Source organism: Enterobacter sp. R-25, assembly GCF_049913205.1.
Classification (GTDB): domain Bacteria; phylum Pseudomonadota; class Gammaproteobacteria; order Enterobacterales; family Enterobacteriaceae; genus Enterobacter; species Enterobacter ludwigii.
Genome location: NZ_CP183982.1, coordinates 1 through 12,800, shown reverse-complemented (window position 1 = coordinate 12,800; position 12,800 = coordinate 1). Strand labels below are relative to the sequence as shown.

Genomic DNA, 12,800 nt, shown 5'->3' with positions numbered 1-12,800 from the left:
GAGGGTGTGTTTGTTATTGTTGAAATTACTTTTTAGTGGCGATGTGCTTAGGCTGAATTACCACTCAGCGACAGAGCCATCTTCATGACGCCATAACGGGTTACGCCAGTCCGGCGCGTTTTTACTCAGCTCAATGACTTTGGCTTCGTCGATATCCACGCCAAGGCCCGGCTTCGTTAACGGTTTAAAGAAACCGCCTTCCATGCTGAAATCATCTTTGTTTTTCACAAAGTCGAGCAGTTCCGCGCCCTTGTTATAGTGAATGCCCATGCTCTGTTCCTGGAACACCGCGTTGCGCGAGACAAAGTCGACGTGCAGACAGGCTGCCAGTGCGATCGGCCCCAGCGGACAATGCGGTGCCAGCGCCACGTCGTAGGCTTCCGCCATCCCGGCGATTTTGTAGCATTCCGTGATGCCGCCGGCATGCGACAGATCCGGCTGCAATATCGCCAGGCCGCCAGCTTCCAGCACGCGTTTGAACTCGAAGCGCGAGAACATGCGCTCACCGGCGGCAATCGGGATATGCGTCTGTGCGGCCAGTTTCGGGTAGTACTCCGCCTGCTCGGCCAACACCGGCTCTTCGATAAACAGCGGACGGTACGGCTCCAGCTCTTTAATCAGCACTTTGGCCATCGGCGCGCTGACACGACCGTGGAAGTCCAGGCCAAACTCAATCTCGTTGCCGAACGCTTCACGGATCTGCGCCACGGTATTTACCGCGCGGTCTACCGCCCGTGCGTTGTCGATGACGCCCATCTCTTCGCAGCCGTTCAGTTTAAAGGTGTCAAAACCAATATTGCGCAACTGCCTGATACCGTCGATCACTTCCGCGGGACGGTCGCCGCCTACCCAGCTGTAGGCTTTGATTTTGTCGCGCACCAGGCCGCCCATCAGCTGCCAGACCGGCGCATTCAGCACTTTGCCTTTGATATCCCATAACGCCTGGTCGATACCGGCGATGGCGCTCATCAGAACCGGTCCACCCCGGTAGAAACCCGCGCGGTACATCACCTGCCACAGGTCGTTGATGCGGGCAGGATCTTGTCCTGTCAGGTACTCGCCCAGCTCATGCACCGCCGCTTCCACGGTACGCGCACGCCCTTCAATGACCGGTTCGCCCCAGCCGACCACGCCTTCATCGGTTTCGATTTTCAGGAACAGCCAACGCGGCGGTAAACGGTACGTGGTGAGTTTGGTTATTTTCATTTCACTGCCTCTCGATACGCTTTCACAAATGCGGCCGCCTGCTGTGCGGTACGTTCGACGGATTGCCCGGCGCGATAAAGATCGCTGCCCAGACCCGCCCCGACACAACCTGCGTTGATCCACTGCGCCAGGTTTTCTGGCGTCACGCCCCCCACGGCAAAGACCGGTACGCTGGCGGGCAATACCGCTTTCAGCGCGCTGATATAGGCCGGACCAAAAGCCGATGACGGGAAAATTTTGAGCGACTGCGCGCCCGCATCGAGAGCCGCGAACGCTTCTGTTGCCGTTGCGCATCCCGGGCAGACTGTCATGCCGTAGCCCACTGCGCGGCGGATCACCTCAGGGTGAATATTTGGCGTCACAATCAGCCTGCAGCCCATCTGCGCAAGCTGGTCCACCTGCTCCGGTTGCAGAACGGTGCCAGCGCCAATCAGCGCCTTATCACCAAACGCGTCCACGACCGCCGGGATGCTCTTTTCCCACTCTGGGGAATTAAGCGGTATTTCCACGGCGTCAAAACCGGCGTCGATCGCCGCACCTACGTGCGCTAATACCTCGTCGGGCGTGACGCCGCGCAGGATAGCGATGAGGGGAAGATTAGTTTGCCACTGCATGAGCGATGCTCCTTATTCCTGCCTGAAATGCCGTGTCGCCCTCTACCGCCGCCACGTCCCGCCCGATGGCATCGAACGCCTGGCGGTAGCGAGAGGTCAGCGATGAACCCGCGACGAGGGTGATGGTCTGTTGCCCGGCGAACTGCTCGCTCAGGCTGGCGACTTCCGCGCCAATCAACAGGCCCGATAAAAATTCGCTGACCTGCGTACGGGGAAGCGTGCCCAGTACATGCGAAGCGCGAACTTCAAAAAGTTGCGGCAAAACGGCAGGGCTGGCGATACCCCGCTCCAGCCCGGCGGCAAAGGCCTCGGGCGAAGCGTCCTGCTCCGGCAACCCCGCGCCCACCAGCGAGTGCGTCAGCAGCAAGTGGTGCAGCTCACCGGTCATCACGGTGCGAAAATCGTGGATGTGCTCAGCGTCGGCCTGCACCCATTTACAGTGCGTGCCGGGCATGACGTAGACAGAAGAAGGAGAGAGCGTGCGCGCGCCAAGGAGCTGGGTCTCTTCGCCGCGCATCACATTGTGGTTATCGTTCCGGGAAACGCACAATCCTGGAATAATCCAGATATTGTCACCAACGGACGTTAACTGCTCGCCAATGGCAGCGAACGCGGCAGGTACGGGCAGATAAGGCGCGACCTTCCAGCCCACGTTACTGCCCACCATGCCCGCCATGACCACCGGCGTGGCGCCCTCGCGCCAGTTGTGTGTCACCTCTGCTAACACCGCCTCGGGGGATTTACCGTTCAGGCGCGTCACGCCTGCTTCTGATTGCCTGCTTTCCAGGCACTGCTCGCCCTGATACAGCCAGGCGCGCAGATTGGTCGATCCCCAGTCAATAGCGATGTAGCGAGATGTCATGTGATTTCCTTCAACCTTCGTGTCGAGCTGGCGATCATCGTGAGTGCCGCCTGCTCTGCCGCATCGCCGTCCTGATGCCGGATAGCATCGAACAGCGCTTTATGTTCCTGGAGCGTTTTTGGCATGTTGGCCTCATCGCCCATCCAGGTTCGTTCAAATACCGCGCGCTGTAGCGAGCTGATGGCAACGCTAAGCTGCTGTAATACCGGGTTATGGACCGACTGCAGCACCGCTTCGTGATAGCGGATGTCCGCTTCGTTGAACGCATCCCGGTTCTGGTTATTGGCAATCATGTCGTTCAGGGCGGACTCAATCTGAGCCAGGTCTCCTGACGTTGCACGTTCCGCAGCCCAACGGGCGATGGCCGGCTCTACCAGGTTTCGTACCTCACTCATCGCGCCAATCAGCCTTGGATCGTAGTCGTTTTCCAGCACCCACTGCAGGACATCGGTGTCGAGGTAGTTCCACTGATTACGCGGGGCGACAAAGGCGCCGCGGTAGCGTTTCATTTCAATCAGCCGCTTTGCCATGAGCGAGCGAAACACTTCCCGAATGATGTTGCGCGAGGTTTCAAACTCCTCACACAGCTCTGCCTCAGCAGGCAGCGGTGAACCGGGAACGTACTTTCCACCCACGATCTGGGTGCCCAGCGTGATGACGATGCGATCGGTTTTATTGAGAGTCATGGAGAGTCCTTATGCTCTGTATGTTCAGGACTACTTTACCTCGACCGCTGAATTTCGCCTCACTTTTGCAGTACAAACGTGACACCTTTCGTCATTACCGTGGCTGTAATGTAGTACAATCAATTAATGTTGTACTACAATCAAGATCACAAAAAGAACAATTCGATAAATTCAGCGCAAAAAAAAGCCCCGGTTGATAATCGAGGCTGATGAGCGTGAAACGCTGTTACTGCAGAACAAATTTCTCGATCGCGTAGGCAACGCCGTCTTCGAGGTTAGATTTGGTCACGAAATTGGCCACGTCTTTCACCGACGGGATCGCATTGTCCATTGCCACACCCATGCCCGCATATTCAATCATCGCAATGTCGTTTTCCTGATCGCCCAGCGCCATGATCTCGTCCGGTTTGATGCCCAGCGTATCTGCCAGCGATTTCACACCGGTGCCTTTATTGACACGTTTATCCAGGATTTCGAGGAAGTACGGCGCACTTTTCAGCACGGTGTATTTCTCTTTTACCTCAGCCGGAATGCGCGCAATCGCTTTATCCAGGATGTCAGGCTCATCAATCATCATCACTTTCAGGAACTGGGTGCTCGGATCCATTTTCTCAGCTTCGCAGAACACCAGTGGGATCGTCGCGACATAGGATTCATGTACGGTGTAATAGCTGATATCACGGTTAGCGGTATAGAGCGTATTGCGATCGAGCGCGTGGAAATGGGAACCGACCTCGCGGGACAGTTTTTCCAGGAACAGGTAATCGTCATAGTTCAGCGCGGTTTGCGCTACCGTGCTGCCATCCGCCGCCTTCTGTACCAGCGCACCGTTATAGGTAATGCAGTAATCGCCCGGCTGATTCATGTGCAGCTCTTTCAGGTAGCTGTGCACGCCCGCATACGGACGACCGGTGGTCAGTACCACATTCACGCCTTTTGCGCGCGCAGCGGCAATCGCGTTTTTAACGGCTGGAGAAATAGTGTGGTCTGGCAGCAACAGCGTGCCGTCCATGTCGATAGCAATAAGTTTGATAGCCATAGGGTCCCCGGGATAAATGAGTGCTGCCTCATGCTAACGCGATTAAGCCCACAAAAATAGAGCTACATTGCGCAACAAAAGCCCCCTTTTACGTCTGTCCCGGGGATAGCGGCTTACTCGCGGGTGAGGACTATTTTGCCAAAAGCACCGCGGTCGAGGTGTACAAGCGCCTCTTCAAGCTGGTTAAAACGGTAGCGGTGTTCAATCACCGGTTTCAGCCCCGTGACATCGACTGCGCGGACAAAATCTTCCAGCGCACGGCGGTGCCCGACGCCAATCCCCTGAATCACCGGTGATTTCAGCAAGAGTTCGCTGGCAGGCAGCGAGATTTCACTCCCGGCCAACACGCCAATGACGGATATGCGCCCGTGAACGGCAACGGCCCGCAGGGAATGTCTCAGGTTCTCCCCGCCAACGGTTTCAATAATATGGTCGATACCGCGATCCTGCGTCAGCGCGTAAATCTCGTCAGCCCAGTTCCCTTTAAGCCGGTTGATGCCCCGATCGGCACCGAGCGTTTTAGCCAGCGCCAGTTTTTCATCACTGCCCGACGTCACAAAAACTTCTGCACCGTGTGCTTTGGCGATTTGCAGCGCGAAGATTGCGACACCGCCAGTGCCTTGCACCAGCACCGACTGTCCGGCACGTAACTGTCCGCGCTCCACCAGCGCAAACCATGCGGTAAGCCCCGCGCAAGGTAAGGTGCTGGCCTCTGCGTCATCCAGCGTTTCCGGGGCGGCCACCAGCCAGTTTTCACGCATGATCACGTATTCAGACAGCATCCCCTGGAAGTAACCGCCCAGCGTCTGGTAGGGCAAATTGCGGGCGTCGCCTTTCGGTTTACCGTCTACCCACTCCGGAGAGAAGGTGGAGATGACGCGAGCTCCGGGTTTAAAGCGGGTAACGCCTTCACCCGTACTGTCCACCACGCCTGCCATGTCAGATGCCGGAGTAAACGGGAAGGTGAGCGCGATCGGCATGTTGCCTTCAATGACCATTTTATCGCGATAGTTGAGCGCAACAGCGTTCACCCGCACGCGCACTTCACCCGGGCCCGGCTGGGGAACAGGCGCCTGAGTGAGTCTGAGGTTTTCACGCCCAAGGGCGTCCATTGACCAGCGTTGCATCATCTCTGTCATCTTTTTCTCCTATTATCAAATGCACTTCAGTACTGACAGTCTAACGTTGACTCATGGTCGCCAGTGGCGATACATTTTCCCACTATTGATTCCTGAAGAACGACAATCCATGACCGATACGCTGAAGGATATTCCCGTTTTTGTCGCCGCCGTAGAGGCAGGCAGTTTTGCTCAGGCCGCGGTGCGTTTGCATTTGTCGCGCTCGGCGGTAGGGAAAAGCATTGCTCGCCTTGAAGCGCGGCTGGGAGTACGCCTGTTTCAGCGCACAACGCGTAGCCAAAGCCTGACCGATAACGGTGCCCTTTTTTATGAACGTTGCCTGCGAGCACTCCAGGAAATCCGTGGCGCGGAGTCGCTGCTGGAAACAGGGAAACATCAGGTGAGTGGCCGTCTGCGTGTTGCCATGCCGGTGCTGTTTGGTCGCCAGTGCATCGCCCCGCTGCTGATAGCCTTGACGCAGGAACATCCTGCCCTTGAGCTGGAAATGTCATTCAGCGATCGCGTAGTGGATATCGTCGAGGAAGGGTTTGATATGGCGGTGCGAAACGGCGCACTGCCGGACAGCACCATGCTGGTCGCCAGACGCCTGGGGGAACACCGAATGGTGCTGTGCGCCGCGCCGGAGTACCTGAGGAATAACGGCCAGCCTGAAACCGTTGCCGATTTACGCCAGCATAAGGCCATTAACTACCTGCGTGCCGGCAGGGTGTTACCGTGGGAACTGGCGGACCACGAAGGCACGCAGCACACCCTAATTCCCCGCTCATCCCTCAATATGGACGATCTGCAGGCTATCTGCGACGCAGCGCTGGCCGGGCATGGTATTGCATGGTTACCCTGCTGGATGGTGCGCAAAGAGCTGCAGAATGGAAGGCTCATCCCACTCTTAAAACAGGCGCCGGATGTGCGTTTCGACGTTCACGCGGTCTGGCAGCAGACGCCGCATCTGCCCCTGCGAGTCAGGATTGCGGTCGACATGCTAGTCAGCCGGTTACCGTCAGTCCTGTCACTGGAGCTGGATGCTGATAATTCTGCGCCCACAAAAAAGCCGCGCTAAACGCGCGGCCTCTGACTTGCGGTGTAACCACCCTTAGATATCGATATTCGCCGCTTTCAGGGCGTTCTCTTCGATAAAGGCACGACGTGGTTCAACCGCATCGCCCATCAGGGTTGTGAACAGCTGATCGGCTGCAATCGCATCTTTAACGGTCACGCGCAGCATACGACGGCTTTCCGGATCCATGGTGGTTTCCCACAGCTGATCCGGGTTCATTTCACCCAAACCTTTATAACGCTGAATAGACAGACCACGACGGGACTCTTTCACCAGCCATTCCAGCGCCTGCTCGAAGCTTGCTACCGGCTGACGACGTTCACCACGTTCGATAAACGCATCGTCTTCGATAAGACCACGGAGCTTCTCACCCAGCGTACAGATACGGCGATATTCCGGACCGGTCACAAACTCGTGCTCCAGGGGGTAATCGGTATCAACGCCGTGAGTACGCACGCGCACAATCGGTTCGAACTGCTGCTGAGCATTCTGCTGGACATCAAACTTCCACTGGCTGCCGTGCTGCTCTTTCTCGTTCAGCTCGGTTACCAGGGTGTTCACCCAGCGGGTAACAACCTGTTCATCGCTCAGATCGGCTTCCGTCAGGGTTGGCTGATAAATCAGCGCCTTCAGCAGCGATTTAGGATAACGACGCTCCATACGACCAATCATTTTCTGCGCCGCGTTAAACTCGGACACCAGACGCTCCAGCGGCTCACCGGCCAGTGCAGGGGCGTGAGAGTTCGCATGCAGGGTCGCACCATCAAGCGCGATCGCGATTTGGTACTGATCCATCGCTTCGTCGTCTTTGATGTACTGTTCCTGTTTGCCTTTCTTCACTTTGTACAGCGGTGGCTGTGCAATGTAGACGTGGCCACGTTCAACAATTTCTGGCATCTGACGATAGAAGAAGGTCAACAGCAGCGTACGGATGTGCGAGCCGTCGACGTCCGCATCGGTCATGATGATGATGCTGTGGTAGCGCAGTTTGTCCGGGTTGTACTCGTCACGGCCGATGCCGCAACCGAGCGCGGTGATCAGCGTTGCCACTTCCTGAGAAGAGAGCATCTTGTCGAAACGGGCCTTCTCCACGTTGAGGATTTTACCCTTCAGCGGCAGGATAGCCTGATTCTTACGGTTACGGCCCTGCTTCGCAGATCCGCCCGCGGAGTCCCCTTCCACAAGGTACAGTTCGGACAGCGCCGGGTCGCGTTCCTGGCAGTCAGCCAGTTTGCCTGGCAGGCCAGCTAAATCCAGCGCGCCTTTACGACGGGTCATTTCACGGGCTTTACGCGCCGCTTCACGGGCACGTGCCGCATCGATAATTTTGCCAACCACGATTTTCGCGTCTGACGGGTTTTCCAGCAGGTATTCGCTCAGCAGTTCGTTCATCTGCTGTTCAACCGCCGATTTCACCTCAGAAGAGACCAGCTTGTCTTTAGTCTGAGAGGAGAACTTCGGATCCGGCACCTTCACGGAAACAACCGCAATCAGGCCTTCACGGGCATCATCACCAGTGGCGCTGACTTTCGCTTTCTTGCTGTAGCCTTCTTTGTCCATGTAGGCATTCAGGGTACGGGTCATCGCCGCACGGAAGCCCGCAAGGTGAGTACCACCGTCACGCTGTGGAATGTTGTTGGTGAAGCAGTAGATGTTTTCCTGGAAACCGTCGTTCCACTGCAGCGCCACTTCCACGCCAATACCGTCTTTTTCGGTAGAGAAGTAGAAGATATTCGGGTGAATGGGCGTTTTGTTCTTGTTCAGATACTCAACGAACGCCCGGATACCGCCTTCGTAGTGGAAGTGGTCTTCTCTGTTGTCGCGTTTGTCACGCAGACGAATCGAGACGCCGGAGTTCAGGAACGACAGTTCACGCAGGCGTTTCGCCAGAATCTCATATTCGAACTCGGTAACGTTGGTGAACGTTTCAAGGCTCGGCCAGAAACGCACCATGGTACCGGTTTTGTCGGTGTCACCCGTAACAGCCAGCGGTGCCTGCGGCACGCCGTGCGTATACAGCTGACGGTGAATTTTGCCTTCGCGCTGGATAACCAGCTCCAGTTTCTGCGACAGGGCGTTAACCACGGACACACCTACACCGTGCAAACCGCCGGAAACTTTATAGGAGTTATCATCGAACTTACCGCCTGCGTGCAGAACGGTCATGATAACTTCCGCAGCCGATACGCCCTCTTCCGGGTGAATACCGGTTGGGATGCCACGACCGTCATCGGTGACGGAGACGGAGTTGTCCGCATGGATCGTGACCACGATGTCTTTACAGTGACCCGCGAGCGCTTCGTCGATAGCGTTATCTACCACCTCGAATACCATGTGGTGCAGACCGGTGCCGTCATCCGTGTCGCCGATATACATACCCGGGCGCTTACGCACCGCATCCAGCCCTTTCAGGACTTTGATACTGGAGGAGTCATAAGAATTCGACATCAACGTTTCTCGCTCATTTCAACTTGGGTTAATCCGTTATTTTACCCTTTTCCACGGTAAACATCTTCGAATTTTCGTCCGACATGTCTATAACGTGTTCAGCGCTAATCGCACTGACGAAAACCTGTGACTGCGTGGCTTTTAAGCGGCTGGCAAGCAGCCCGCGCCGCGCGTCGTCAAGTTCCGAGGCAAAATCATCTATCAGGTACAGGCAGCGTCGCCCGCTCTCGCGGGTCAAAAACTCTCCCTGCGCCAGGCGCAGCGCACACATCAAAAGCTTGAGCTGCCCACGCGACAGCGTGTCTTCCACCGGCGCACCGTCGGCACGAATGCGGAAATCCGCCTTGTGCGGGCCATGTGCGGTGTAGGTCAGCATGCGGTCGCGCTCGAAATTTCTCTCTAACACTTCGGCATAATCTGTCTCTTTCTCCCAGCCGCGCTGGAAGGAGAAGGTGAGAGAGAATTCAGGTAAAAACTGTCTGCAGGTGTCGGCCATATCGTCGGCGATACCCGCGCTGTATTCGGCACGCCAGCAGCTGATTTGTTCCGCAAGGGGAATTAATTCCTTGTCCCACGGGCGCAGCTGGGCGTAGCGTGTCACCTGGCGCAGTGCAGCGTTACGCTGCTTAAGCAGGCGCTTCAGGTTGCTCCAGGCGTTAAAGAAACCGGCTTCGTTGTGAAAGCATCCCCAGTCAAGGAAGGCTCTTCTGTATTTGGGGCCGCCATTGAGTAAAGTAAACCCCTCCGGCGTAATCAGCTGCATTGGCATCAGCAGCGCGAGCTCAGCCACTTTGTGGCCGTCAGTACCGTCAATACGAACCTTGCTGTCGCCCTGCTTGTCTTTGGTCAGACCGATGGCCGTTTCACGCTCCTCGCCCTGCAAACGCCCGTGCAGAACAAAGGCTTCCTGTTCGTGGCGAATGACGCGGCCAATTTGCAGACTGCGAAACGCCCGTCCGTGGCCGAGCGTGTAGATGGCCTCAAGCACGCTGGTTTTACCGCTGCCGTTCGCGCCAACCAGGAAATTAAAGCCAGGGGATAAAGCGAGATCCGCGTTTTCGATATTGCGGAAATCTTTGATTAAAAGGCGCGTCAGTGACATATCTGGATTTCTTCGGGCCAGGGCGTAATCGGCTCAGCCCGTTTCAACGCGGACTGCACGCAGACCCTGGCGCGTACACGAAGTGCGAGACAGGGGCGAGCACAGCCCGGGTTGAAAAAGGCAAGTAAGATAGCCCGATAGCGTTCACTACAGCCTCATCGGCATGACAACATAAGCCGCACTTTGGCTGGCCGCATCTTCAATCTGTACACTCGAAACGGAGTCGGTCAGCAGAATGCGAACGTTCTCGCATTTAAGCGCGTTCAACACATCCAGCACATAGCTGACGTTAAAGCCGATTTCCATCTCAGTCCCGGCATAGGTGACGTCCAGAATCTCTTCTGCCTCTTCCTGCTCCGGGTTGTTGGCGGTGATTTTGATCTGATTTTCGCTCACATACAGACGCACCCCGCGGAATTTCTCGTTAGAGAGAATCGCGGCGCGGGCAAAGGCCTGCTTGAGGCTGTCGCAACCGGCTTCCAGCGTTTTGTCCGGATTCTTCGGCAATACGCGGCGATAATCGGGGAAACGACCGTCAACCAGCTTCGATGTGAAGACAAAATCACCCACATGAGCACGGATGTTATTGCTGCCGATCTGCACGCGCAGTGGCGTATCACCACCGTCGAGCATACGCATCAGCTCAATCACCCCTTTACGCGGTACGATCACCGAATGGTTTGGCAGCGAGTCGCCAATGGGCATAGAACAGACTGCCAGTCGGTGACCGTCGGTAGCCACGGTACGCAGCTCTTCACCTTCGGTTTCGAACAGCATGCCGTTTAAGTAGTAACGAACGTCCTGATGCGCCATTGAGAACTGCGTGGCTTCAATCAGACGCTTCATCGTTGCCTGCGGCAGGGTGAATTCAACTTCACTCTGCCAGTCGTCCAGGTTCGGGAAGTCCGCGGCTGGCAGCGTGGAGAGCGAGAAACGGCTGCGGCCAGAGCGCACCAGCATACGGTCGCCTTCCAGCTGCACGGCAATTTCAGCGCCTTCCGGCAGCCCGCGGCAGATATCAAAGAATTTACGTGCCGGAACAGTGGTCGCGCCCGCTTCATGCGGCTGAGACAGCGTAACGCGCGCGATCATTTCCATTTCCAGATCTGTGCCGGTCAGCGACAGCGTACCGTCCGCGACCTGAAGCAGCAGGTTTCCGAGAATTGGCAGCGTTGGGCGGCCACCTAATGGGCCACTCACCTGTTGCAGCGGTTTTAATAAATGTTCACGTTCAACGGTAAATTTCATAGCGTCACGATGATAATGTTCTGATTAAATTGGAAAAATCTTCTTTTATGTCGTGGCTTTCTTCGCGTAACTGCTCAATCTTACGACAAGCGTGCAGCACGGTCGTATGGTCACGGCCACCAAACGCATCGCCGATCTCCGGCAGACTGTGGTTGGTTAACTCCTTTGCCAGCGCCATCGCCATCTGACGCGGACGCGCCACCGAGCGGGAACGACGTTTAGACAGCAAATCTGCCACTTTGATTTTGTAGTACTCGGCCACCGTCTTTTGAATATTGTCGATAGTGACCAATTTTTCCTGCAGTGCCAGTAAATCGCGCAGTGCTTCACGCACAAAATCGATGGTGATCGCACGGCCGGTAAAGTTGGCATTGGCAATCACGCGGTTCAGTGCCCCTTCAAGCTCACGGACGTTGGAGCGCAGACGCTTGGCAATAAAGAACGCCACTTCACCCGGCAGGCGAATATCGTTTTCATCGGCTTTCTTCATCAGGATCGCGACGCGGGTTTCCAGTTCCGGTGGCTCGATCGCCACGGTCAGGCCCCAGCCAAAACGGGATTTCAGACGATCTTCAACGCCGTTGATCTCTTTTGGATAACGATCCGACGTCAAAATGATCTGCTGATTACCTTCCAGCAGCGCATTAAAGGTGTGGAAAAACTCTTCCTGGGATCGTTCTTTGTTGGCAAAGAACTGGATGTCATCGATAAGCAGTGCGTCAACAGAACGGTAGTAGCGTTTAAACTCTTCGATCGCATTGTTTTGCAGGGCTTTTACCATGTCCTGAACGAAGCGCTCGGAGTGCATATACACCACTTTCGCATTTGGCTTACGCGCCATAATGCCGTTGCCTACCGCATGCAGAAGGTGCGTTTTACCCAAACCCGTGCCGCCATAAAGGAACAGCGGGTTGTAGGCACCACCGGGGTTATCTGCAACCTGGCGTGCCGCCGCGCGCGCCAGCTGGTTCGATTTACCTTCAACGAAGTTATCGAACGTGTGTTTAACATTGACGTTAGAACGGTAGGTTTGCTCTGCCGGAGCAGGCACGTTGTCCCAGCCCGAACGGGTCGCCGGAAGGGCGCGCGGTGCCGGAGCGGGGGCTGCCTGAGCAGGTATTGCCACATTTACCGTTTCACGCACGGTCTGCGTGACCGGTTTTGTTCCCACTTCAAAGCGTAGCTGTGGCGCATCGGATCCGCAGAAATCATTCAGCAGTCCATTGATGTTATTAAGGTATTTATCCCTTACCCAATCGAGCACAAAACGGTTTGGCGCATACAAAGCCAGCGTGTTATCGCTCAGTTCCGCCTGCAAGGGGCGGATCCACATACTGAATTCTGTGGCTGGTAACTCATCCTGCAATCGGGCAAGACACTGCTGCCAAAGCGAAAGTGACAC

The 12,800-nt window shown here is 56.1% G+C and carries 11 protein-coding genes; 1 reads left to right on the top strand and 10 read right to left on the bottom strand.

The window, feature by feature from the left end; genetic code table 11:
- Positions 1-57: 57 nt before the first annotated feature.
- The 6 genes from dgoD to ACN9MQ_RS00030 all read right to left on the bottom strand — a co-directional run bounded on the left by dgoD (position 58) and on the right by ACN9MQ_RS00030 (position 5,546).
- Positions 58-1,206, bottom strand: a complete 1,149-nt coding sequence (dgoD, locus tag ACN9MQ_RS00055) for a galactonate dehydratase (RefSeq protein WP_014167964.1) — start codon at positions 1,204-1,206, stop codon at positions 58-60.
- The gene (locus tag ACN9MQ_RS00050; RefSeq protein ID WP_014167963.1) at positions 1,203-1,820 is read right to left on the bottom strand and encodes a 2-dehydro-3-deoxy-6-phosphogalactonate aldolase; all 618 of its coding nucleotides are present in this window, start codon (positions 1,818-1,820) and stop codon (positions 1,203-1,205) included. Before ACN9MQ_RS00050 ends, dgoD begins: the two co-directional genes overlap by 4 nt.
- On the bottom strand, positions 1,804-2,682 hold the full coding sequence (locus ACN9MQ_RS00045) for a 2-dehydro-3-deoxygalactonokinase (RefSeq protein WP_063157093.1): 879 nt from the start codon (positions 2,680-2,682) through the stop codon (positions 1,804-1,806). The genes ACN9MQ_RS00050 and ACN9MQ_RS00045 overlap by 17 nt, the downstream gene beginning before the upstream one ends.
- Positions 2,679-3,368: a D-galactonate utilization transcriptional regulator DgoR gene (gene dgoR / locus ACN9MQ_RS00040; protein ID WP_006177594.1), complete on the bottom strand. Its 690-nt coding sequence runs from the start codon at positions 3,366-3,368 to the stop codon at positions 2,679-2,681. The genes ACN9MQ_RS00045 and dgoR overlap by 4 nt, the downstream gene beginning before the upstream one ends.
- A 226-nt stretch (positions 3,369-3,594) precedes the next feature.
- Positions 3,595-4,407 (bottom strand): sugar-phosphatase, encoded by an 813-nt coding sequence (gene yidA, locus ACN9MQ_RS00035; protein ID WP_032679289.1) that lies wholly within the window; start codon positions 4,405-4,407, stop codon positions 3,595-3,597.
- Positions 4,408-4,520: 113 nt separating this feature from the next.
- On the bottom strand, positions 4,521-5,546 hold the full coding sequence (locus ACN9MQ_RS00030) for a zinc-dependent alcohol dehydrogenase family protein (protein WP_014167960.1): 1,026 nt from the start codon (positions 5,544-5,546) through the stop codon (positions 4,521-4,523).
- A gap of 109 nt (positions 5,547-5,655) precedes the next feature.
- Between ACN9MQ_RS00030 and ACN9MQ_RS00025 the strand changes: the two genes are divergently transcribed.
- Positions 5,656-6,603: a LysR family transcriptional regulator gene (locus ACN9MQ_RS00025; protein ID WP_050737667.1), complete on the top strand. Its 948-nt coding sequence runs from the start codon at positions 5,656-5,658 to the stop codon at positions 6,601-6,603.
- 33 nt (positions 6,604-6,636) lie between these two features.
- Here ACN9MQ_RS00025 and gyrB read toward each other — a convergent pair whose 3' ends face one another.
- From gyrB to dnaA, 4 genes are all read right to left on the bottom strand, one after another.
- The gene (gene gyrB / locus ACN9MQ_RS00020) at positions 6,637-9,048 is read right to left on the bottom strand and encodes a DNA topoisomerase (ATP-hydrolyzing) subunit B (RefSeq protein ID WP_020882753.1); all 2,412 of its coding nucleotides are present in this window, start codon (positions 9,046-9,048) and stop codon (positions 6,637-6,639) included.
- A gap of 28 nt (positions 9,049-9,076) precedes the next feature.
- The gene (gene recF, locus ACN9MQ_RS00015) at positions 9,077-10,150 is read right to left on the bottom strand and encodes a DNA replication/repair protein RecF (RefSeq protein ID WP_050737668.1); all 1,074 of its coding nucleotides are present in this window, start codon (positions 10,148-10,150) and stop codon (positions 9,077-9,079) included.
- A gap of 147 nt (positions 10,151-10,297) precedes the next feature.
- Positions 10,298-11,398 carry a DNA polymerase III subunit beta gene (gene dnaN, locus ACN9MQ_RS00010; RefSeq protein ID WP_014167956.1) on the bottom strand — a complete coding sequence of 367 codons (1,101 nt, stop codon included), beginning with the start codon at positions 11,396-11,398 and terminating at the stop codon, positions 10,298-10,300.
- Between the two features lie 4 nt (positions 11,399-11,402).
- Positions 11,403-12,800, bottom strand: a complete 1,398-nt coding sequence (gene dnaA, locus ACN9MQ_RS00005) for a chromosomal replication initiator protein DnaA (protein ID WP_020882755.1) — start codon at positions 12,798-12,800, stop codon at positions 11,403-11,405.

Bases quoted from the DNA above. Each gene is read 5' to 3' on its own strand.
- dgoD (WP_014167964.1), bottom strand. From the start codon at position 1,206: ATGAAAATAACCAAACTCACCACGTACCGTTTACCGCCGCGTTGGCTG.
- ACN9MQ_RS00050 (WP_014167963.1), bottom strand. From the start codon at position 1,820: ATGCAGTGGCAAACTAATCTTCCCCTCATCGCTATCCTGCGCGGCGTC.
- ACN9MQ_RS00045 (WP_063157093.1), bottom strand. From the start codon at position 2,682: ATGACATCTCGCTACATCGCTATTGACTGGGGATCGACCAATCTGCGC.
- dgoR (WP_006177594.1), bottom strand. From the start codon at position 3,368: ATGACTCTCAATAAAACCGATCGCATCGTCATCACGCTGGGCACCCAG.
- yidA (WP_032679289.1), bottom strand. From the start codon at position 4,407: ATGGCTATCAAACTTATTGCTATCGACATGGACGGCACGCTGTTGCTG.
- ACN9MQ_RS00030 (WP_014167960.1), bottom strand. From the start codon at position 5,546: ATGACAGAGATGATGCAACGCTGGTCAATGGACGCCCTTGGGCGTGAA.
- ACN9MQ_RS00025 (WP_050737667.1), top strand. From the start codon at position 5,656: ATGACCGATACGCTGAAGGATATTCCCGTTTTTGTCGCCGCCGTAGAG.
- gyrB (WP_020882753.1), bottom strand. From the start codon at position 9,048: ATGTCGAATTCTTATGACTCCTCCAGTATCAAAGTCCTGAAAGGGCTG.
- recF (WP_050737668.1), bottom strand. From the start codon at position 10,150: ATGTCACTGACGCGCCTTTTAATCAAAGATTTCCGCAATATCGAAAAC.
- dnaN (WP_014167956.1), bottom strand. From the start codon at position 11,398: ATGAAATTTACCGTTGAACGTGAACATTTATTAAAACCGCTGCAACAG.